We start from the raw sequence: 21,827 nt of genomic DNA, 5'->3' as shown, positions 1-21,827 counted from the left end.
GAGCCGCCTCCGGCGGCTCAGCATGAGGAGGAGCAGACCGATGTCGCAACCCTTACTGAAAGTGACCGACCTGGCAAAAAGCTTTTCCGGCGTCTGGGCGCTGAGCAGCGCCCAGCTGACCGTCGGCGCGGGGGAGATCCACGCCCTGCTGGGGGAAAACGGAGCGGGAAAATCCACGCTGCTGAAGGCGCTCGCGGGCGCGCAGCCGCAAACGCGCGGGGATATCTGGTTCAACGGCGAAACGCTGCCGGTGGACGACTCCCCGGTGGAACGGCAGAACAAGGGCATTATCACCATCTACCAGGAGTTCAACCTGCTGCCCAACATGACCGTCGCGGAAAACATGTTTCTCGGGCGCGAGCCGCGCAAGCGGAACCTGATCGTCGACGAAAAAGCGGTAAACCAGGAGGCGCAGGTGATTCTCGATTACCTGCAGCTGAACGTTGCGCCGACCACGCCGGTCGCCCGTCTGAGCGTCGCCCAGCAGCAGATGGTGGAGATCGCCCGGGCGCTGACCCTCAACGCCCGCCTGATCATCATGGACGAACCCTCCGCCGCGCTGAGCGACAGCGAGGTGGAAAGCCTGCACCGCGTGGTGCGGGAGCTTAAAAACCGCGGCGTGAGCATTATTTACGTTACCCACCGTCTGCACGAGGTTTTCCAGCTCTGCGATCGCTTCACCGTATTTCAGGACGGCCGCTTTACCGGCACCGGCGCGGTGGCGGAGACCAACGTAGAACAGCTGATCCGCCTGATGGTCGGACGCGACGTGGCCTTTAACCGCCGCCCCGCCAGCGAAACACATCATCAAGACAAACCCGTCCGTCTGGCGGTGAAGGGGCTGAGCCGCGAAAAGCCGCCGCTGGATCCGCACGGCATCGCCCTGCACGACATCAGCTTCCACGTCCACGCCGGGGAAGTTCTGGGTATTGCCGGGCTGGTGGGGGCGGGACGCACCGAGGTGGCCCGCTGCCTGTTTGGCGCGGATGCCTTTACCTGCGGGAGCTTTGAGCTGGACGGCGTGCCGTACCAGCCGCGCGACCCGCTGTATGCTCTCGACCAGGGCGTGGCGCTGGTGCCGGAAGACCGCAAAAAAGAGGGGGCGGTGCTCGGGCTGTCTATTCGCGACAACCTGTCGCTCTCCTGCCTCTCCTCGCTGCTGCAGTGGCGCTGGTTTGTGAACACCCGTAAAGAGGATGATCTGATTGAGTCCTACCGCCAGGCGCTGCAGATCAAAATGGTCAACAGCGCGCAGGAGGTGCGCAAGCTCTCCGGCGGCAACCAGCAGAAGGTGATCCTCGCGCGCTGCATGGCGCTCAACCCGCGGGTGCTGATCGTCGATGAGCCGACGCGCGGCATCGACGTGGGGACCAAATCGGAAGTGCACCAGGTGCTGTTTGACATGGCGAAAAAGGGCGTGGCGGTGATCGTGATCTCCTCCGATCTGCCTGAAGTGATGGCGGTGTCTGACCGAATCATCACCCTCAGCGAAGGCCGGGTGACCGGCGAGATCCACGGTGACGACGCTAACGAAGAACGGCTGATGACGATGATGGCCATCAACCACAACGCCCTGAACGCGGCATAACGGAGTTTCTCATGACGCAGATGATTTCTAAAACGCAGGCCCCGGTCAAACGCGCCGGACGCATCGATCCCATCGCCTTCTTTGAGCGCTTCGGGGTGCTGATTTTCATGATCCTGCTGCTGATCTTCTTCCAGTCGCAGAACAGTAACTTTTTCTCTGAACGCAACATTTTCAACATCCTGACCGAAGTCTCCATCTACGGGATCATGGCCGTGGGGATGACCTTCGTCATTCTGACCGCCGGGATCGACCTCTCAGTGGGCTCCATTCTGGCGGTGTGCGCCATGACCGCGGCGTACGTCATTAAGGGGGATAACTTCACCACCGTCGACCCGAACGCCTGGGGCGGCATGAGCTGGCTGATCGGGCTGGGGATTTGTCTGGCGATGGGCACGGCGATTGGCTTTCTGCACGGTCTGGGCGTCACCCGCCTGCGCCTGCCGCCGTTTATCGTCACCCTCGGCGGGATGACCATCTGGCGCGGCCTGACGCTGGTGATCAACGACGGCGCGCCGATCGCCGGTTTCGATCCCGGCTACCGCTGGTGGGGGCGCGGCGAGCTGCTCGGCATCTCCATTCCGATCTGGATCTTTGCCATCGTCGCCGTCGGCGGTTATCTGGCACTGCATAAAACCCGCTGGGGCCGCTTCGTCTACGCCATCGGCGGTAACCCGGAGGCGGCGCGCCTGGCGGGGGTCAACGTCAAGCGCGTGCTGGTCAGCGTCTATGTGCTTATTGGCTGTCTGGCCGGGCTGGCGGGCTTCATCCTGAGCGCGCGTCTGGGTAGCGCCGAGGCGGTGGCCGGGATCTCCTTTGAGCTGCGCGTTATCGCCTCGGTGGTGATTGGCGGCACCTCGCTGATGGGCGGCTACGGGCGCATCGGCGGCACCATTATCGGCTCCATCATCATGGGCATTCTGATTAACGGCCTGGTGCTGATGAACGTCTCGGCCTACTACCAGCAAATTATCACCGGATTAATTATCGTTCTGGCGGTGGCATTCGATACCTATGCCAAGAGCCGTCGCGGCGCACTGTGAGGATCACGATGAAAGAGGTTCGTATTGGATTAATTGGCACCGGTTATATCGGCAAGGCGCACGCTATCGCCTATGCCCAGGCCCCGACGGTGTTCAACCTGCGCGGCAGACTGGTGCGCGAGATGGTGGCGGAAGTCACGCCGGAGCTGGCGGCAGAGCGCGCGCGGGCGTTTGGCTTCAACCGCTCCACCGGGGACTGGCGGGCGCTGGTGGCCGACCCGGCCATTGACGTGGTGGATATTTGCTCACCTAACCATCTGCATAAGGAGATGGCGCTGGAGGCGATCCGCCACGGCAAGCACGTCTACTCGGAGAAGCCGCTGGCGCTGAACGCCCACGACGCGCGCGAGATGGTCGACGCCGCGAAGCGGGCCGGGGTGAAAACGCTGGTGGGGTTCAACTACATGAAGAACCCGACGGCGCAGCTGGCGAAGGAGATTATCGCGCGCGGCGAGATTGGCGAGGTGATCCACTTCTACGGCACCCACAACGAAGACTATATGGCCGACCCGCTGTCGCCCATTCACTGGCACTGCTTTAAAGAGACCGCCGGGCTGGGGGCGCTGGGCGACCTCGCGGCGCATATCGTCAACATGGCTCAGTACCTGGTGGGGGAGATTGAGCAGGTCTGCGGCGACCTGAAGATCGTGGTCCCGGCGCGCCCGACGAAGGCCGGATCGTCAGAGATGATTGCGGTGGAAAACGAGGATCAGGCCCACGCGATGGTGCGCTTCGCGGGCGGGGCGCAGGGGGTGATTGAAACCTCCCGCGTCGCCTGCGGCCGCAAGATGGGGCTGTCGTACGTCATCACCGGGACGAAAGGCGCCATCAGCTTCACCCAGGAGCGCATGGCCGAGCTGAAGCTCTATCTGCATGACGATCCGGTGAACCGTCAGGGGTTCCGCACGCTGCTCGTCGGCCCGGCGCACCCGGACTACGCCGCGTTTTGTATGGGCGCAGGCCACGGGATTGGCTTTAACGATCAAAAAACGGTGGAGGTGCGCGACCTGGTGGACGGGATTGCCGCCGACGCGCCGATGTGGCCGGACTTCGAAGAGGGCTGGAAGGTGTCGCGCGTGCTGGACGCGATTGCACTCTCGCACCTGCAGGGCCGCTGGCTGAACGTGAACGACATTGTCTGATGAGGTATCAACGTGGAAAAGCAGTTTGATGTGATATGCATGGGCCGCGTGGCGGTTGACCTCTACAGTCAGCAGATTGGTGCCCGCCTGGAGGATGTGTCGAGCTTCGCCAAATATCTCGGCGGCTCGTCCGGCAACGTGGCGTATGGCACCGCGCGTCAGGGTCTGCGCTCGTCGATGCTGGCGCGCGTCGGCGATGAACATATGGGCCGCTTCCTGCGCGAAGAGCTCAACCAGGTGGGCTGTGATACCAGTCATCTGATTACCGATAAACAACGCCTTACGGCGCTGGTGCTACTCGGCATTAAAGACCGGGACACCTTTCCCCTGATTTTTTATCGCGATAACTGCGCGGATATGGCGATTACCGCCAGCGATGTGGACGAAAGCTACATTGCCTCCGCACGTTGTCTTGCCATCACCGGGACCCACCTTTCTCATCCGCAGACCCGCGAGGCGGTGCTGACGGCGCTGGGCTATGCTCGCCGCCACGGCGTGCGCACGGTGCTGGACATCGACTACCGTCCGGTGCTGTGGGGGCTGACCTCTTTAGGCGACGGCGAAACACGCTTTATCGCCGCCGACCAGGTCACCCGCGAGCTGCAGGAGGTGCTGCACCTCTTCGACGTCATTGTCGGTACCGAAGAGGAATTTCACATTGCGGGCGGCTGCACGGATACCCTGCAGGCGCTGGGGCAGGTGCGCGCCGTCAGTGACGCAGCGCTGGTCTGCAAGCGCGGCGCGCTGGGCTGCTCAGTCTATACCGACGCCATTCCGCCCCGGCTGGACGACGGCCTGACGGTCACCGGCGTGCGCGTGGAGGTGCTGAACGTCCTCGGCGCGGGGGACGCGTTTATGTCCGGCCTGCTGCGCGGCTACCTGAACGACGAGGGCTGGGAGCAGGCGTGCCGTTACGCCAACGCCTGCGGCGCGCTGGTGGTCTCGCGCCACGGCTGCGCCCCGGCGATGCCGAGCAAAATCGAGCTGGATGACTATCTCTCCCGCGCTGCGGTTGTGCCACGCCCGGATCTTGACCCGCGTCTTAACCATCTGCACCGGGTCACCACCCGCCGCCGCGAATGGCCGGAGCTGTGCGTGATGGCCTTCGATCACCGCAGCCAGCTTGAGGATATGGCGATGCAGTGCGGCGCGTCGCTTAAGCGCATTCCGGCGCTGAAACAGCTGATCCTGCAGGCCAGCCGCGAGGCGGCGAGCCGCGCCGGGCTGGAGGGCAAAGCCGGTCTGCTGTGCGACGGCACCTTTGGTCAGGACGCGCTGAACGCGATCACCGGGGAAGGGTGGTGGATTGGTCGCCCCATCGAGCTGCCGGGCTCCCGGCCGCTGGAGATGGAGCACGGCAACATCGGCACCCAGCTTATCAGTTGGCCGCAGGAGCACGTGGTGAAGTGCCTGGTCTTCTTCCACCCAGAAGACGCCCACGGTCTGCGCCTGGAGCAGGAGCAGAAAATCGCCGAGGTATACCACGCCTGTTGCCGGTCCGGGCACGAGCTGCTGCTGGAGGTGATCCTGCCCGCCAGCATGCCGCGCAGCGACGAGCTTTACCTGCGCGCCATCTCCCGCTTCTACAACCTGGGCATTTACCCGGACTGGTGGAAGCTGCCGCCGCTCACGGCCGACGGCTGGACGGCGCTGAGCGAGATTATCGAACGCCGGGACCCGCACTGCCGCGGGGTGGTAATCCTCGGCCTGGACGCACCGGCGGAACAGCTGCGCGCCGACTTCAGAGCCGCAGCGGGGCAGACGGTAGTCAAAGGCTTTGCCGTGGGCCGCACGCTGTTTGGCGAGGCTTCCCGCGCGTGGCTGAAACACGATATTGACGATGCGCAGCTGGTGGCGCGCATTCGGGACAACTACCTGCAGCTTATCGCCTGGTGGCGCGAGCGCGGACACGCATAATGGAGATGACAATGAGTGTACAACTGGGCATTAACCCGCTGACGTGGACGAACGACGATCTGCCTTCTCTCGGCGCGGAGACGTCGCTGGAGACCTGTCTGAGTGAAGGGAAAGAGGCCGGTTTTGCCGGTTTCGAGCTGGGCAATAAATTCCCGCGCGAAGCGCGCCTGCTTGGCCCGATTTTGCAGCGCCACGACCTGCAGCTGGTCTCCGGCTGGTACTCCGGCCGCCTGCTGGAGCGCAGCGTGGAGGAGGAAATCGCCGCCGTGCAGCCGCACCTGACGCTGCTGCGCGAGCTGGGGGCGAAGGTGCTGGTGTTTGCGGAAGTGAGCGGCTGTATTCACGGCGAGCAGCAGACCCCGGTGCATCTGCGCCCGCGCTTCCCGCAGGCGCGCTGGAAGGAGTACGGCGAGAAGCTTACCGAGTTTGCCTGCTATACGCAGCAGCAGGGGGTGCAGATTGCCTATCACCACCATATGGGGACGGTGATTGAGTCCGCCGACGACGTGGACAATCTGATGACCCATACCGGCGAAGCGGTCGGATTGCTGCTGGACACCGGTCATCTGACCTTTGCCGGGGCCGATCCGCTGGCGGTGGCGCAGCGCTGGGCGTCGCGCATCAACCACGTCCACTGCAAAGACGTACGTGCCGACGTGCTGGCGGAGGTTAAAAACCGCAAAACCAGCTTCCTCGATGCGGTACTGAGCGGCGTGTTTACCGTGCCGGGCGACGGCTGCGTGGATTACCCGCCAATCATGAGCCTGCTGAAGGCGCAGGACTATCACGGCTGGCTGGTGGTTGAGGCTGAGCAGGATCCGGCGGTTGCCCATCCGCTGACTTACGCTCGTCTGGGGTATAACAACCTGAGCCGCCTGGCGCGCGACGCCGGACTTATTTGAGGAGGTGACATGTCACGTCTGTTATCACGCTGGCAACAGCCGAACGCGGAGGGGCGCACCCAGTCCGTCACGCCGGAACGCGCAGGGTGGGGATACGTTGGGTTTGAGGCGTATGAGCTGCAGGAGGGGCAGACGCTGACGCTGCCCGCCGTCAGCGAAGAGCGCTGCCTGGTGCTGGTCGCCGGGCGCGCCTCCATCCGCACCCCTTCCGCGCAGTTTAACGACATCGGCGAGCGGATGAGCCCGTTCGAGCGCGTTAAGCCGTGGGCGGTGTACGTCACCCCGCAGGAGACGGTGCAGGTGAAGGCGCTGACGAAACTGGAGCTGGCGGTCTGCGCCGCGCCGGGCAAAGGCACGTACCCGACGCGCCTGATTGCCCCGCAGGATATTGACGGCGAAGCGCGCGGCAAGGGGCACAACCAGCGCTACGTGCACAACATTCTGCCGGAAGACAAGCCCGCCGACAGCCTGCTGGTGGTGGAGGTGTGGACCAATGAGGGCTGCACCAGCTCGTACCCGAGCCACAAGCACGACACGGATAACCCACCGCACGAGACGTATCTTGAGGAGACCTACTACCATCGCCTCAACCCGGAGCAGGGGTTCTGCATGCAGCGCGTCTACACCGACGACCGAACGCTGGATGAGTGCATGGCGGTCTACAACCGTGACGTGGTGATGGTGCCGAAGGGCTACCACCCGGTGGCGACGATGGCCGGGTATGACAGCTATTACCTTAACGTGATGGCCGGGCCGGTGCGCAAGTGGATGTTTACGTGGGAAGATGACCACGCGTGGATTAATCGCGATTATCCCGCGTATGGCGGGCGCTGAGGCTGTTTTTTGCCGGGTGGCGCTGCGCTTACCCGGCCTACAGTTCGCAAAATATTACTTTGCGTCGATCGCCTGCTCAATCGTCCGGGCAACGATCTGCGGCTGGCTGACCATCGACACGTGGCTTGCCGCCACCTCGGTGGTTTTCGCATGAATCGCCTTCGCCATCGCGCGCTCCAGGTCAGGATTGATCATCCGATCCTGTTTGCTGACCACAAACCAGCTCGGTTTGTCATGCCACGCCGCGTGGGCGACCTTTTCACTAAAAGCATCGGCCTTAATCGGCCCCTGCGTGGCCGCAATAGCGTTTTGTTCACCCGGTTTCACGTCAGGCGCGAAGTCCTTCCTGACGGCTTCCGTCGGCAGGTATAAATAGCCGTCCGCCGTTTTAGCGATACCCGCGCTGCCCGGTGGCGCAGGGTAGCTTCCTGCCAGATCCGCCGTCGACTGGCCGGAGTCCGGCGCGAATGCCGCCACATATACCAGCGATTTTACCCGCGCATCGTTGCCCGCCTCGCTAATGACGGTGCCGCCCCAGGAGTGGCCCACCAGCACCACGTCACCCTTCGCACGGGCGACGGCCCGTTTTGTGGCGGCAACATCATCCTTAAGCGAGGTGAGCGGGAGCTGGACGGCAATGACCTCTGCGTGCTGTTTCTGCAGCAGGGTAATCACCTTATTCCAGCTGCTGCCGTCGGCAAACGCGCCGTGCACCAGCACAACGCTGGTTTTACTTTCCGCGAAGGCACTGGCGGAAAGCGCCAGCAGGCCAGCCGTCAGTACAGACAATGCTTTCATGTTCAGACTCCTTAAAAATGGTGGACCGCCGCGTGGGGCGGGACGGTGAATTCAATAGTTTTGTGGTCGAGCGGCTTGTGTGTTGGGTCGGCCAGGATGATCGTTACCTTGTGCTTACCGGCGGGCAGCCCCACCAGGATCACCGGCTCGCCGCTGGCGTCAGCCCAGTGCCACGGCGCGCCGTCCACCACCACGTGAATGTGCCCGATGCGCGGGGTCACCTTGAGCGCCTCGGGGCCAAATACCGGCTCGATGCGCAGGTTTTCGGCACGGTACTGGATAAACACCGCGCCTTTGCTTAGCGGCCCGGCAAGCGGCGGATCGACGATCAGCCTGGCGGGCGGCTGCGGGTGTTCCAGCGGCGCAACGGCGGCAGGGCCGTTAACGTCGGCGGCGCTGAGGCCGCTCAGGGGGGCAGCGCAGACGGAAGTCGTCAGGGCGAGTATGGAAAGCAACAGATGCTGGCGAATCATTTCGGTATCTCCTCGTGGGGAATGTCACGAGAGACAGCAGACCATTTTTATGTATCGCACCTGTTTGCTTATGCGGGGTTTTTGTATCGACGCGTAAGCCTGATGGGGCAGATACAGTGTGATACATTCTGCCCGGGCACAACAGGCTGTTTGCTGGCATGGTATCTCCAGGCGCCCCATCGGGTGCGCAAACTGACCGGAGAAAATATGATGAATAGTCAAAAAGTCGCTTTGATTTTCGGCGGCGCACGTGGAATTGGCGCGGCTATAGCGGTGCGATTGGCGAAGGAAGGGTATCGCGTTGCCGTGACGTGGGTATCACGCCCGGACCGGGCGAATGCGCTTGTCTCATCCATTGCTGATGCGGGCGGACAGGCGCTGGCGATTAATGCGGATAGCGCGGACGCTGCCGCTATTCAGGCTGCGGTTGATACCACGATTAAACATTACGGCAGGCTGGATGTCGCCGTAGTGAACGCAGGCGTTCTGCGGCTTGGAAGGCTTGAGGAATTCTCGCTGGAAGATCTGGATGCCACGCTGTCGGTGAACGTGCGCGGGGTTTTCCTCTCTATTCAGGCGGCAGTAAATGGGATGGCGGAAGGGGGAAGAGTGATCACCATTGGCAGCAACACCGCAGTGCGGACCGGGCATGCGGGAAGCAGCGTTTACGCAATGAGTAAAGCCGCGGTGGCTGCGATGGTGCAAAACCTGGCGCTGGATCTGGCGCCTAAGCGGATCACCATTAACAACATCCAGCCCGGCCCCATCGCCACGGATATGACGGCCGGAATGGCGGAACAGATCGTGGCGCATATCCCTTTGCAGCGCATCGGGCAGCCGGACGAGATCGCATCGCTTGCCGCATGGCTTGCTGGCGAGGAGTCCGGATATATGACGGGAGCGAGCCTGACTATTGACGGTGGCTTTGTGCTCTAGTCGCTCAGGGCAGGGACGCCCTGCTGCGGTTGCGATCTCAACATACTTACCGCCAGCCCCGCGATAATCAGCGTCAGGCTCACCGAAAACCACAGCGTGCCCGTAATACCCAGTGTTTTATTCAGCCACGCAAAGGCAAACGGGGAAGCCGCGGCCATCAGCTGGCCCGGGATGAGAAGCATGCCTGTCCGGCTGGCGTAACGTTCCGCGCTGAACAGCTCCAGCGGCAGGGTCGCTTTGACAATGGTTACCAGCCCGTTAATTGCGCCATAGCCCAGCACAAATCCGGCGGCACACCAGGCAAACAGGGTGCTGCTCAGCCCGATGAGAAAACAAAGCAGCATGGCAAGGGCAGTAAAAAGCGTGAGTTTTAACGGAGTTAAGCGTGCACCCGCCAGCACCGCCATAAAGCGCGCGCCCGTCTGGCCGATCCCCCACAGCATGCCGACCGCGACTGGCAGGCCGAAACTGGCGATAAACTCGGGAAGGTGGGTAGAGGTCCCGTTTGAGACGAAGGTAATGAGCGCAATAAAGGTCGCATACAGCCAGCCGTTACGCCTGTCTCGTGGCGAGACCGGCGCGCTTGCTTTTGGCTTCACCATAAAGCGCTGACACGGTAAGTGGCGAAGCAGCAGGGCGCTCAGTAATCCGAAGAGGGCGTAGATTTTCAGCGCGTCCTGCCATGTCATCACCTTGAGTAAAATGTCACCCAGCGGCCAGAAGACGGCAGACGCCAGCCCGCCCATCAGGGTAATACGTGAGATCGTCCCGCGTGCCTGCTGGCCATAAAGATTGACCAGCGCGGCGAACAGTGCGTCATACAGCGACAGGCGCATCCCGAGGCCGCACAGTAGCCAGGCGCCATACCAGCCAGACAGCGTCCGGGTATACGCCATACCCGCGCAGCTTGCGGCAATCAGCAGCGTGCCGCCCATCACCACCTTCTGGCCGCCAAAGCGTGCCAGCAGGCGGGCGACAAATGGGGAGACCGCGGCCATCACCAGCATCGCCAGCGTCAGGCCGAGGTAAATCTGCGGCGCTGACCACCCCCGGTCGGCTGAAATCGCCCGCGCAAAAGTGCCGGGCAAATAAAATGAGATCCCCCAGTTGATAAGCTGATTACATCCGGTAGTAAAGGCAAGGCGGCGAGGCAGGGCAGGTGTTTCCATTGTTTTTCATTCCGTTATGCAGTTGTCCTGAGCATAGCGAGCGCGGTATTGTGCTGGCAGGCCTGCAACCTTATGCGCTGTATAAGAGAAACTTTGAATGACGACGCTTAATCTCGGCTATCTCGCGACGTTCCGTCTGGTGATCCAGCGCGGCAGCTTTTCCTCTGCGGCGGATCTGCTGGGCATTTCCCAGCCCGCCGTCAGCCTGCAAATACGCCAGCTGGAGCAGTTTCTGCAAACGCGGCTGGTGGAGCGTACCGGGCGGGGCATTAAGGCTACAGCGGCCGGAGAGGCATTGCTGGTGCACGGAGAGCGCATTCAGCAGGTTGTGGACGAAACCCTCCGGTCCGTGAGCGCGTTCAGTCACGATGTCAGCGGGACCATTACCCTTGGCACGGGGGCGACGGCCTGTATCCACCTCCTGCCGCCCCTGCTGGAACAGCTGCGCCGCGACTATCCTCTTCTGCGGGTGGGTGTAACAACAGGCAACACCCTTGACATCGTCAGGGCCATCGAAGAGAACCGTCTTGATATGGGGCTGGTGACGCTACCGGTCAGCGGTAGAGCGCTGGACGTCATGCCGGTGATGGACGAGGAGTTTGTTTTTATCGCGTCGCGGGAGCAGCAGGACGCTTTCAGGGAGTTAACCCCGGAGGCGCTCCATGCTCAGCCGCTGATTGCCTTTGAGTCAGGCAGCGGTACCCGGGCGCTCATTGATGGCTGGTTTGCGGCCAAGGGGTTAACGATCGCGCCGGTGATGCAGCTTGGCAGCATTGAGGCGATTAAACGTATGGTTCGCGTGGGGCTCGGCTACAGTATTGTTCCGCGAATGGCGGTTGAGCATGACGCTGACCGTGAAGGACTCTGCGTTATGTCGCTCACGCCCATGCTGCAGCGCCAGCTCGCCATCGTAATGCGGCAGGATAAAATCCTCAGCAAAGGGATCGCAGGAATTATTCGGCTGGTGCAAAACCCATCAGTGGGTTAGCGATCGGCGGCGTCGACGTTCAGGCTGGACTGCTGCGACTGGGTCTTATCCTGATGGTGATACCAGGCGCCGATTGAAGAGTAAACGAAGCGGCCAAAGAAAAACAGGAAGCTGATGAGCAGTATGATGCGGGTCATCCGGGTGTTAAAACGGTGTCGTTTGCGCATACGCGTGGCCTGACTCACTCTCTTTTTCCTGGGTATGCCCTTTTGGGCGACGGGGATATTAAGGCACAGCGGGATGAGAGGGTCAATTCCGTAATGTGTAAATAACCGTCAACGTTTACATTAATTATTGTTATTGAAATTAATATTTGCATTTACCATATTGATAATATGAAGAAAATTATTTCAAAAAAATTTCAGGCAAGACTTATTTGCGTAAAATAGTTTGATTTAAGTCAACGGATTTCCGGCCCTGCTATTTAAAATCCTTCCTCCACACAGTTCGCCCCGCACGTCGCCGGGCGGCGCCAGGTCAGGTTGGATGCCTGTCTTTATTTTTCCCTCTGGAGAAAAAGGGGTTTAATCGGGCATCTATGAACATTTTCGCTTTTCTGAAAAACAATAAACACCGCTGGTGGGCATTGCCGCTTATTTTACCGGTGGCTTTACTTCCTGTGCTGAGCGTGGCGAATACGTTCACGCAGCTGGGGGACGGTATTGCGGCCCTTTATTATTTACCGCTCTCATTTTTGCTTTCACTGATGATGTTTTTTGGTCTGGAAGCGCTTCCCGGGATTTTATTATCCCTGTTTATCCGCTATTACCCGTCGGTTGGGCTGTTTGAAACCGTCGCAGGGATCCTCCATTTTGTCGTTCCTTTGGTGCTCAGTTGGGGTGGCTACCGGGTGTTTGCCCCCAGACGTAATATGACGGCTTACGGCGACGTGCGGCTGATGGCGCAGCGCATCTTCTGGCAGGCCTTCTGCCCCGCGACGCTGTTTCTGCTGCTGTTCCAGTTCGCGGTATATCTGGGCGTATATGAGAGTCGCCAGAGCCTGGCAGGGCTTAACCCGCTCAATATTCGCACGCTGATCAACTATCAGGCGCTGCTGGTCAGCGGGCTGACGGGCGTGCCGCTGAGCTATCTGCTTGTTCGCCTGATTCGCCATCCGAGGTATATCAAAAGCCTCATCTCGCAAATCCGTTTGCAGATAGACAAAAAGGTGACGGCAACAGAATTTCTGCTGTGGACGGTGGCACTCGGTGGGTTGCTTTCGCTGCTGTTGTTGCCATTGAATGAAAACAGTTCGATTTTCACCACCAACTACACCCTGTCGCTGCTGATGCCGGTGATGCTCTGGGGCGCGATGCGTTTAGGCTATAAGCTGATTTCGCTGATCTGGACGCCGGTGCTGCTGGTTTCTATTCACTATTTTTATCGCTATATCCCTGTGAACCAGGGGTACGATATCCAGCTGGCGATCACCTCTTCCAGTTATCTGGTCTTTTCGTTTGTTGTGATTTACATGTCGATGCTGGCGACGCGGCAGCGCACGGTGAACAAACGTTCCCGCAGGCTGGCGCTGCTTGACCCGGTCGTGCATATGCCTAACCTGCGGGCGCTGTCGCGCGATCTGGCGAAAAACCCCTGGTCGGCGCTCTGTTTACTGCGCATTCCTGAGCTGGAGGTTCTGGGCCGTAACTATGGCGTGTTGCTGCGCATTCAGTACAAGCAGAAGCTGGCGCAGTGGATTAACGGTACGCTCCAGTCCAATGAGCAGGTCTATCACCTGACCGGGTATGACATGGCGGTTCGTCTTAACGCCGAGTCGCACCAGCAGCGGATTGAGACCCTCGACGAACATATCAAGCAGTTCCGCTTTGTCTGGGACGGGATGCCGCTGCAGCCGCAGGTGGGTGTGAGCTACTGCTATGTGCGTTCGCCGGTTAACCACCTCTATCTGGTGCTGGGTGAACTCGGGGTCGTTGCCGATCTGTCGCTCTCCTCTAACCATCCGGAAAATCTTCAGCAGCGCGGTGCCGTCCATCTGCAGCGCAGCCTGAAAGATAAAGTCGCGGTGATGAGCCGCCTGCAGCACGCGCTGGATAACGACGAATTTACGCTGTTAGTGCAGCCCGTTCGCGGCCTGCGCGGTGATGGTTATCACGAAGTGTTGCTGCGCATGCCTGATGCAAACGGGTTGTTGATCTCGCCTGAACAGTTCCTGCCCGTCGCCCAGGAGTTTGGCCTCTCTTCGCGGGTGGATTTGTGGGTGCTGGACCACACGCTGCGCTTCCTCGCGGCGCATCGCGAAAGGCTGCCCGGCCAGCGCTTTGCCATTAATCTGGCCCCTTCAACCGTGTGCCGGGTACAGTTCCCGCTTGAGGTGAGCCGCCTGCTGGCGAAATATGCCATTGAGCCGTGGCAGCTGATCTTTGAAGTCACGGAGTGCAGCACCTTCTGCAACGCGGAGCAGGCGCTACACACCCTCAGGCAGCTGCAGAAAACAGGGGTGCGTATTGCGATTGATGATTTTGGTACCGGGTATGCGAGTTATGCGCGACTGAAAAGCGTGGATGCCGATATTCTTAAGATCGACGGCAGCTTTATCCGCAATATCGTCAACAACAGCCTGGATTACCAGATCGTGGCGTCTATCTGTCACCTGGCGCGCATGAAGAAGATGCTGGTGGTGGCAGAATATGTGGAGACTGAAGAGATACGTAGCGCGGTTCACGCGCTGGGTATCGATTATGTCCAGGGCTACCTGATCGGCAGCCCGGTTGCGCTTGAGTCACTGCCGGAAGCAGAGGCGTCCACCGGGGACGCCTGAGCCCTTACGCGGCGACGTCCGCGCTCTCTTCTTCGATTTTGAGCATCCAGCCGGTGACCGCTTCCCAGTACTGCTGCTCTTTTTCCAGGTCCAGCAGCACCAGCGCGTTCTGGCTGAACCAGTCGTGCGGGAAGCTCAGCGTCCAGTGATGGTCGTCGGTTTTGAGCTTCAGCGTCGGCGGGGTGGTGGTAGCCTGGCGCTGGTTGTTCAGCAGCACGCCCAGGCGCAGCAGCTGAATTAACGGCAGGAACTGCTTTTTCTTGAACAGCGTGAAGCGCGGGAGATCGTCGAGCTTGATGGCTTTGCGGTGATAACGCACCAGGGTCGCCATCATGGTTTGCTGCTCCTGATTGAAGCCAGGCAGGTCGCTGTTTTGCAAAATATAGGCGGAATGGCGGTGCATGCCGCTGTGGTTGATGTTCAGCCCCACCTCGTGCAGCATCGCGGCCCACTTCAACAGCGCGGCAAGCTGCGGGTGCGCGAGCTTAGGATTTTGCTCCTCCCACTGCTCGTACATCTGCACTGTGGTTTCCAGCACGCGCTTCGCCTGTTCGCGGTCGATGTTGTACTGGTTGGCCAGGCTCTGCGCGGTGCGGCTGCGAATATCCTGATGGCGGAAGCGGCCTTCCATCTCATACAGCACGCCCTCACGCAGCGCGCCATCGGAAAGGCGCAACTCTTTGATCGCCAGCGCGTCAAACACGCCGCAGAGGATCGCCAGCCCCGGCACGAAGACCGCCTTACGCTCGTCGGAAAGCCCCGGCAGGCTTAAGGCGTCAAAACTTTTATGCTTCAGCACTTCTTCGGTCAGCAGGGTCAGGCGTTCAGGCGTGATAAAACCGTCTTTTTCACCCATCGCCAGCAGCACTTCATGCGCCGCCTTGATGGTGCCCGACGCGCCCAGCGCCACGTTCCAGCCCTGAATACGGTACTGCCAGGCCAGATTTTCCAGCTTCTGGACAGCCGCCATTTTCGCCCGCTGGAAGTTTTCGCGGGTGATGGTGCCGCCCGGGAAATACATCTGCGCGAAGCTGACGCAGCCCATACGACGGCTTTCCACCAGGCGCGGCTCAAAGTCTTCGCCGATCACCAGTTCCGTTGAGCCACCGCCAATATCGATAACCAGCTTGCGCCCTTTTTCCGGTTGGGTGTGCTCAACACCCATGAAAATCAAACGCGCTTCCTCGTTACCGGAGATGATCTCAATCGGGTAGGGGATCACTTTTTCGGCCCGCTTGAGGAACTCCGGCGCGTTCAGCGCCTGGCGCAGCGTGTGGGTGCCCACGATGCACACGCTGGAGGGCGAGAAGCCCTGCAGGCGTTCAGCAAACAGCGACAGGCAGTTTAACCCGCGCTCCATCGCCTCTTCGCTGAGCATGCTGCGTTCATCAAGCCCATCCGCCAGGTGGACGCGCTGCTTCAGACGACCGATGATCTGCAGCGCGCCATCCACCTCACGGGCGATGACCATGTGGAAACTGTTTGAGCCTAGATCGACCGCGGCGAATTCCTGCGGACGTGGGGTCTTATCATTTATCGGCATAGGTTAATCAGGTTGCTCGAGTGATTTGATATAGTCGTAAATCGCCAGTTGCGACCGCACTTTACGACGGTTGCCGCGCGGTACATAGCGGTTACTGAGTTCTTTGTCGATATAGCGAGCTTTCACCGTATCGCTGAACAGGATCTCGATAATGTCGAGGATACGCTGTTTCAGACGCGGATCCAGCAGCGGCGCTGCGACTTCAATTCGGTAGTCAATATTGCGCGTCATCCAGTCTGCCGAGGAGAGATAGACCTGTTTATCGCCAGCATTATCGAAAATATAGACCCGATCGTGTTCCAGGTAGCGGTCAACAATGCTGATGACGCGAATATTGTCGCTGATGCCTTCCAGTTCCGGAATGAGCGAGCACATGCCGCGGATCAACAGGTTAACCGGCACGCCGGAGCTGGACGCCGCGTACAGCCTGTCCACCAGCCCTTTGTCGACCAGATTGTTGAGCTTCAGCGTGATGCCGGACGATAGCCCTTTCTGGGCATTGGCAATCTCTTTGTCGATCATATCGTACAGCAGGCGGCGCGAGTTCTGCGGCGAGACCAGCAGATAGTCGAAGCTCACCGGACGGTACGGGTTTTCGATAAAGTTAAAGACCCGGCGCACCTCGTTGGTGATGCGGGCGTCAGCGGTTAAGAGCGAGTAATCGGTGTAAATCCGCGCGGTTTTTTCGTTAAAGTTCCCGGTACCAATGTGGGCATAGCGCACCACGTCATCGCCCTCTTTACGGGAGATCAGGAACAGCTTGGCGTGAATTTTCAGCCCCGGCGCGGAGAAGATCACGTGCACGCCCGCTTCCGTCAGACGGCGCGCCCAGTGAATGTTGGCCTCTTCGTCGAAGCGCGCCTGCAGCTCAACCACCACGGTGACTTTTTTGCCGTTGTGCGCGGCATGGATCATCGCATCGATGATGCGGGAATCTTTCGCCACGCGGTAGATGTTGATTTTGATCGCCAGCACGTTCGGGTCGAACGAGGCCTGACGCAGCAGTTCCAGCACGTGTTCAAAGGTGTGGTAGGGGTAGTAGAGCAGCACGTCGCGCTCGCGGATGGCGTCGAATCCGTTGCGGAACTTGTCGAACCAGATATGACGCAGACGCGGCAGCGGCTTGTTCACCAGATTGGCTTTGCCGACGTTCGGGAAGCCAATAAAGTCTTTAAAGTTGTGATAACGGCCACCCGGCACGATGGAGTCATAGCGCGAAATGGTCAGCTTCTCGCGCAGCATCTCCACCATGGCGTCCGGCATGTCGCGCTGATAGACAAAGCGCACCGGCTCGGCCGTCAGGCGCTGTTTCAGGCTGGAGGACATCAGCTCCATCAGGCTGGCTTCCATCTCGTGCACCAGGTCATATTCGGCGTCACGGGTCATCTTCATCGAGTAGGCGTTTAACGCATCGTAATCGAAGAAGCCTTTGAAGATATCGTCCAGACAGTAGCGCAGGATGTTATCCAGCAGGATCATCGGCTTGCGTCTGCGCGGGGTTTCCGGCGGCAGGTTCACAAAACGCGGCACCTTGTCGGACGGGATCTCCAGCAGCGCGTAACGGATGGATTCACCGCGAATAATTTCCACCGCCAGATAGGTGTAGTCATCCTTCAGGAACTGTACCAGATCGGTTTCGCGGTTGATGAGAATCGGGGTAATGTGCTGGCGCAGGTACTGTTTAAAGTAGTGGCGCAGCCAGTTTTGTTGGTTAACGGAAAGCTGACGTTCGTTAATCAGGAAGATTTGATTGCGCGCCATCTCCAGCAGCAGTTCGTTATACAGGCCGTCAAATTCCTGATCGGCTTTCAACACGCGGGACTGGATTTTGCCCAGCAGATGCCGCGAGTGAGAGTTTAAGCCCTGTTCTTCGCTGATGATGATCCGTCTTTTCAGCTCGGCAAAGCGAACCTTGTAGAACTCATCCAGGTTGTTGGAATAAATGCCTAAAAAACGCATGCGTTCGATCAGCGGGTTACTTTTGTCTGCCGCTTCCTGGAGTACACGTTCGTTAAATGCTAACCAGCTTAGCTCTTTCTCGATATATAACTTTTCCTGACCCATTACAGCTCACACTCCAGTTCAATCACAGGACGTGGTAAATCCGTCTCGTCCTTATTATGGCGAGCATTTCCACGATATGTCCAACAGTGCCAGAAAAGTATGACAGTTATTTTTTTTGTTGGGGAATTTAGCAGGTTGGGGGAGGGAATATCGGGTAAGCGCAGCGCCACCCGATATAGCAAACTACTCTTCGGCAGCATAACCCTGCGGGGGTAACTTCACACCGTCCAGCCAGGCTGCACCGTCGCGCATCGCCAGACGCCCGTCAACAAACCAACTTACCACCAGCGGGTAAATGGCGTGTTCCTGGGTCTGCACGCGTTCGGTCACGTCGTCTTCGTTGTCGCCGTCAAAGACCGGCACTTTCGCCTGCAGGATCACCGGACCACCGTCCAGCTCGTCGGTCACGAAGTGGACAGAGGTACCGTGCTCCTCGTCGCCGTTTTCCAGCACCTGACGATGGGTATGCAGGCCGGGATATTTTGGCAGCAGAGAAGGGTGAATATTCAGCAGTCGACCGGCGTAGTGTTCGACGAAGGCCGGGCTGAGGATTCGCATATAGCCCGCCAGCACCACCACGTCCGGCGCGTAGGCGTCAATCTCCTGCACCAGCTCGCGGTCAAAGGCCTCACGCCCGGCGAACTGGCTGGCTTCCAGCGCGTGCGCCGGAATGTTCGCTTCCCGCGCGCGCTCAAGGCCGAACGCGTCGGCCTTGTTGCTGAAAACTGCCCGAATGGTGCCATTAATTTTCTTCTGTTTGCAGGCGTCTATGATGGCCTGCAAATTGCTTCCGTTGCCGGAAATGAGCACCACGATGTTTTTCATTCAATGACCACACGCTGTTCGGAGTCGGAAGCTTTAATCGTACCGATTTTCCACGCGTTTTCACCTTTCTCGGTCAGCAGTTTAACCGCTTTATCCGCTTCGCTTGCCGGCAGGGCGATAACCATGCCCACGCCGCAGTTAAAGGTGCGGTACATTTCGTGAGAGCTCACGTTGCCTGCGGTCTGCAGCCAGTTGAAGACGGCTGGCCACTGCCATGAGGATTCGTCGATCACCGCCTGGGTGTTGTCCGGCAGAACGCGCGGAATGTTTTCCCAGAAGCCGCCGCCGGTCAGGTGAGCGATAGCGTGAACGTCAACGTTCTCGATCAACTCCAGCACGTTTTTCACGTAGATGCGGGTTGGGGCCAGCAGGTGGTCGGCCAGCGGCTTGCCGTCCAGCTCGGTGGTCAGCGGGTCACAGCCGCTCACGTCGAGGATTTTACGCACCAGAGAGTAGCCGTTAGAGTGCGGGCCGCTGGAGGCCAGGGCGATCAGCACATCGCCATCGGCCACTTTGCTGCCGTCGATAATTTCTGATTTTTCTACTACGCCGACGCAGAAGCCCGCGACGTCATAATCTTCGCCGTGGTACATGCCCGGCATTTCCGCGGTTTCGCCGCCCACCAGCGCACAGCCGGACTGCAGACAGCCTTCGGCGATACCGTTAATGACGCTGGCTGCGGTATCCACATCCAGTTTGCCGGTCGCGTAGTAATCGAGGAAGAACAGCGGCTCTGCGCCCTGAACCACCAGGTCATTCACACACATCGCGACCAGGTCGATACCGATCGTGTCGTGACGTTTTAAATCCATCGCCAGGCGCAGCTTGGTGCCTACACCGTCAGTACCCGAGACCAGAACAGGTTCACGATATTTTTGCGGCAGCGCGCACAGTGCGCCGAAGCCACCCAGACCACCCATCACTTCCGGGCGGCGGGTTTTCTTCACCACACCTTTGATTCGGTCAACCAGCGCATTACCTGCGTCAATATCAACACCGGCATCTTTGTAGCTGAGAGAAGTTTTGTTGGTCACGGCTTAAATCCCCACGCGATTGCATAGCTAGTAAGAAAAATCGGCGCAATTCTAACAGTCCAGGCAAACGTTTGCGAGCCTATTCTCGGCGCGGGGATCTTTTTTTCTTCGGGATCTGTAAATGCAGCCAAACTTGACTCCGTTCACGAAAATGAAACCGGTTTCGGTGATCTGCTTGCAACGAATATCCTCTTTGCACATCATCGAACTGAAACCGGTTTCTGTAATTGTTTTTGCAGAAAATAACGCAGAATGAGGGAAAGCGAATGTCAGGATTCAAAGCAGGTTTTCTGTGGGGTGGCGCCGTTGCGGCACACCAGCTTGAGGGCGGCTGGAAAGAGGGTGGCAAGGGTGTGAGCGTGGCCGATGTCATGACCGCGGGCGCGCACGGCGTGCCGCGTGAAATCACTAACGGCGTGCTGGAGGGGAAAAATTACCCTAACCATGAGGCCATCGACTTCTACCACCGCTATAAAGAAGACATCAAACTCTTTGCCGAGATGGGGTTCAAATGCTTCCGTACCTCCATCGCCTGGACGCGTATCTTCCCGCAAGGCGACGAGCTTGAGCCGAACGAGGCGGGCCTGAAATTCTATGACGATCTGTTCGACGAATGTCTGAAGTACGGTATCGAACCGGTTATTACGCTTTCCCACTTTGAGATGCCGTTCCACCTGGTCACGGAATACGGCGGCTGGCGCAACCGTAAGCTGATCGACTTCTTTGTGCGCTTTGCGAAGGTCGTTTTTGAGCGCTACCAGCATAAAGTGAAGTACTGGATGACCTTTAACGAGATCAACAACCAGGCCAACTTCCACGAAGACTTTGCGCCGTTTACCAACTCCGGGTTGAAGTACGCGCCGGGTGAAGACCGCGAGCCGGTGATGTTCCAGGCGGCGCACTACGAGCTGGTGGCCAGCGCCCTGGCGGTGAAGGCGGGGCGTGAGATTAACCCGTCGCTGCAGATCGGCTGCATGATTGCCATGTGTCCTATCTACCCGCTGACCTGCGCGCCGGACGACATGATGATGGCGATGAATGCTATGCACCGTCGCTACTGGTTTACCGACGTGCACGTGCGCGGCAAATATCCGCAGCATCTGCTCAACTACTTCGAGCGTCGCGGCTTCGCGCTGGATATCACCGAAGAAGATAAAGCCGCGCTGAAGCAGGGCTGCGTGGATTACATCGGCTTCAGCTACTATATGTCTTTCGCCACCAAAGCGACGGCGGACAACCCGCAGTTGGATTACGACGAGAGCAAGAGCCTGGTCTCCAACCCTTACGTGCAGAAATCCGACTGGGGCTGGCAGATTGATCCGGTCGGGCTGCGCTACTCCCTGAACTGGTTCTGGGATCACTATCAGCTGCCGCTGTTTATTGTGGAAAACGGTTTTGGCGCGATTGACGTGCAGGAGAGCGACGGCACGGTGAATGACCAGTACCGCATCGACTACCTTTCCGCGCACATCCGCGAAATGAAAAAAGCGGTGGTGGAAGACGGCGTGGATTTGATGGGTTACACCCCGTGGGGCTGTATCGACCTGGTGTCTGCCGGAACCGGCGAAATGAAAAAACGCTACGGCTTTATCTTTGTGGATAAAGACAACGAAGGAAACGGCACCCTGAACCGCAGCAAGAAGAAATCGTTCGACTGGTATAAGCAGGTGATTGCGAGCAACGGCGACAACCTCTAATTGTCGGGTGGCGCTAACGCTTACCCGACCTACACTACACGTAGGCCCGCGTAAGCGCAGCGCCACCGGGCAAGACCCCGCACCCAAGCCGGAGCCCA

At 59.3% G+C, this 21,827-nt stretch carries 18 protein-coding genes; 10 read left to right on the top strand and 8 right to left on the bottom strand.

Going from position 1 to position 21,827, the window contains the following annotated elements:
* Window positions 1–40: 40 nt before the first annotated feature.
* From MX657_RS16720 to iolB, 6 genes are read left to right on the top strand one after another with little or no spacing between them, the layout of a single operon-like run.
* Window positions 41–1,588, top strand: a complete 1,548-nt coding sequence (locus MX657_RS16720; RefSeq protein ID WP_346806198.1) for a sugar ABC transporter ATP-binding protein — start codon at window positions 41–43, stop codon at window positions 1,586–1,588.
* Between the two features lie 11 nt (window positions 1,589–1,599).
* Entirely contained in the window at window positions 1,600–2,628 is a 1,029-nt protein-coding gene (locus tag MX657_RS16715) for an ABC transporter permease (RefSeq protein WP_028014045.1), read from the top strand.
* Window positions 2,629–2,636: 8 nt separating this feature from the next.
* On the top strand, window positions 2,637–3,770 hold the full coding sequence (locus tag MX657_RS16710; RefSeq protein WP_346806197.1) for a Gfo/Idh/MocA family protein: 1,134 nt from the start codon (window positions 2,637–2,639) through the stop codon (window positions 3,768–3,770).
* A gap of 12 nt (window positions 3,771–3,782) precedes the next feature.
* Entirely contained in the window at window positions 3,783–5,687 is a 1,905-nt protein-coding gene (locus MX657_RS16705) for a bifunctional 5-dehydro-2-deoxygluconokinase/5-dehydro-2-deoxyphosphogluconate aldolase (protein ID WP_346806196.1), read from the top strand.
* An 11-nt stretch (window positions 5,688–5,698) separates the two neighbouring features.
* Window positions 5,699–6,589: a myo-inosose-2 dehydratase gene (gene iolE, locus MX657_RS16700; RefSeq protein WP_346806195.1), complete on the top strand. Its 891-nt coding sequence runs from the start codon at window positions 5,699–5,701 to the stop codon at window positions 6,587–6,589.
* A gap of 9 nt (window positions 6,590–6,598) precedes the next feature.
* A complete protein-coding gene (iolB, locus tag MX657_RS16695; RefSeq protein WP_119915369.1) occupies window positions 6,599–7,423 on the top strand; it encodes a 5-deoxy-glucuronate isomerase in 825 nt (274 codons plus the stop codon).
* A gap of 54 nt (window positions 7,424–7,477) precedes the next feature.
* On the opposite strand, the gene MX657_RS16690 is transcribed toward iolB, so the two are convergent.
* Both MX657_RS16690 and MX657_RS16685 read right to left on the bottom strand, forming a co-directional pair.
* Entirely contained in the window at window positions 7,478–8,221 is a 744-nt protein-coding gene (locus MX657_RS16690; protein WP_119915370.1) for an alpha/beta fold hydrolase, read from the bottom strand.
* 11 nt (window positions 8,222–8,232) lie between these two features.
* Window positions 8,233–8,694, bottom strand: a complete 462-nt coding sequence (locus MX657_RS16685) for a DUF6130 family protein (protein WP_080328443.1) — start codon at window positions 8,692–8,694, stop codon at window positions 8,233–8,235.
* Window positions 8,695–8,904: 210 nt separating this feature from the next.
* Here MX657_RS16685 and MX657_RS16680 point away from each other — a divergent pair, with 210 nt between their 5' ends.
* Window positions 8,905–9,630, top strand: a complete 726-nt coding sequence (locus MX657_RS16680; RefSeq protein ID WP_080328647.1) for an SDR family oxidoreductase — start codon at window positions 8,905–8,907, stop codon at window positions 9,628–9,630.
* On the opposite strand, the gene MX657_RS16675 is transcribed toward MX657_RS16680, so the two are convergent.
* A complete protein-coding gene (locus MX657_RS16675) occupies window positions 9,627–10,799 on the bottom strand; it encodes an MFS transporter (protein ID WP_346806194.1) in 1,173 nt (390 codons plus the stop codon). The two genes, MX657_RS16680 and MX657_RS16675, sit on opposite strands and share 4 nt — an antisense overlap.
* A 97-nt stretch (window positions 10,800–10,896) precedes the next feature.
* On the opposite strand from MX657_RS16675, the gene MX657_RS16670 reads away from it, so the two are divergent.
* Window positions 10,897–11,787 (top strand): LysR family transcriptional regulator, encoded by an 891-nt coding sequence (locus MX657_RS16670; protein WP_346806193.1) that lies wholly within the window; start codon window positions 10,897–10,899, stop codon window positions 11,785–11,787.
* Here MX657_RS16670 and MX657_RS16665 read toward each other — a convergent pair.
* Entirely contained in the window at window positions 11,784–11,972 is a 189-nt protein-coding gene (locus tag MX657_RS16665) for a YfgG family protein (protein ID WP_116343197.1), read from the bottom strand. The genes MX657_RS16670 and MX657_RS16665 overlap by 4 nt on opposite strands.
* A 353-nt stretch (window positions 11,973–12,325) precedes the next feature.
* On the opposite strand from MX657_RS16665, the gene MX657_RS16660 reads away from it, so the two are divergent.
* Window positions 12,326–14,566 (top strand): EAL domain-containing protein, encoded by a 2,241-nt coding sequence (locus tag MX657_RS16660; protein ID WP_346806192.1) that lies wholly within the window; start codon window positions 12,326–12,328, stop codon window positions 14,564–14,566.
* A gap of 4 nt (window positions 14,567–14,570) precedes the next feature.
* On the opposite strand, the gene ppx is transcribed toward MX657_RS16660, so the two are convergent.
* The 4 genes from ppx to purM all read right to left on the bottom strand — a co-directional run bounded on the left by ppx (window position 14,571) and on the right by purM (window position 20,032).
* Window positions 14,571–16,109: an exopolyphosphatase gene (ppx, locus tag MX657_RS16655; RefSeq protein WP_119915374.1), complete on the bottom strand. Its 1,539-nt coding sequence runs from the start codon at window positions 16,107–16,109 to the stop codon at window positions 14,571–14,573.
* A gap of 3 nt (window positions 16,110–16,112) precedes the next feature.
* Window positions 16,113–18,173 carry a polyphosphate kinase 1 gene (gene ppk1 / locus MX657_RS16650; RefSeq protein WP_080328448.1) on the bottom strand — a complete coding sequence of 687 codons (2,061 nt, stop codon included), beginning with the start codon at window positions 18,171–18,173 and terminating at the stop codon, window positions 16,113–16,115.
* A 183-nt stretch (window positions 18,174–18,356) separates the two neighbouring features.
* Window positions 18,357–18,998, bottom strand: a complete 642-nt coding sequence (gene purN, locus MX657_RS16645) for a phosphoribosylglycinamide formyltransferase (protein ID WP_119915375.1) — start codon at window positions 18,996–18,998, stop codon at window positions 18,357–18,359.
* On the bottom strand, window positions 18,995–20,032 hold the full coding sequence (purM, locus tag MX657_RS16640) for a phosphoribosylformylglycinamidine cyclo-ligase (protein ID WP_119915376.1): 1,038 nt from the start codon (window positions 20,030–20,032) through the stop codon (window positions 18,995–18,997). Before purM ends, purN begins: the two co-directional genes overlap by 4 nt.
* Window positions 20,033–20,298: 266 nt before the next feature.
* Between purM and MX657_RS16635 the strand changes: the two genes are divergently transcribed.
* On the top strand, window positions 20,299–21,729 hold the full coding sequence (locus tag MX657_RS16635; protein ID WP_346806191.1) for a 6-phospho-beta-glucosidase: 1,431 nt from the start codon (window positions 20,299–20,301) through the stop codon (window positions 21,727–21,729).
* Window positions 21,730–21,827: the final 98 nt, after the last annotated feature.

This window comes from Enterobacter chuandaensis (genome assembly GCF_039718975.1).
In the GTDB taxonomy this organism is placed as follows: domain Bacteria; phylum Pseudomonadota; class Gammaproteobacteria; order Enterobacterales; family Enterobacteriaceae; genus Enterobacter; species Enterobacter chuandaensis.
Note: the sequence above shows the minus strand (reverse complement) of the source record. Positions and strands in the feature narration are given on the sequence as shown.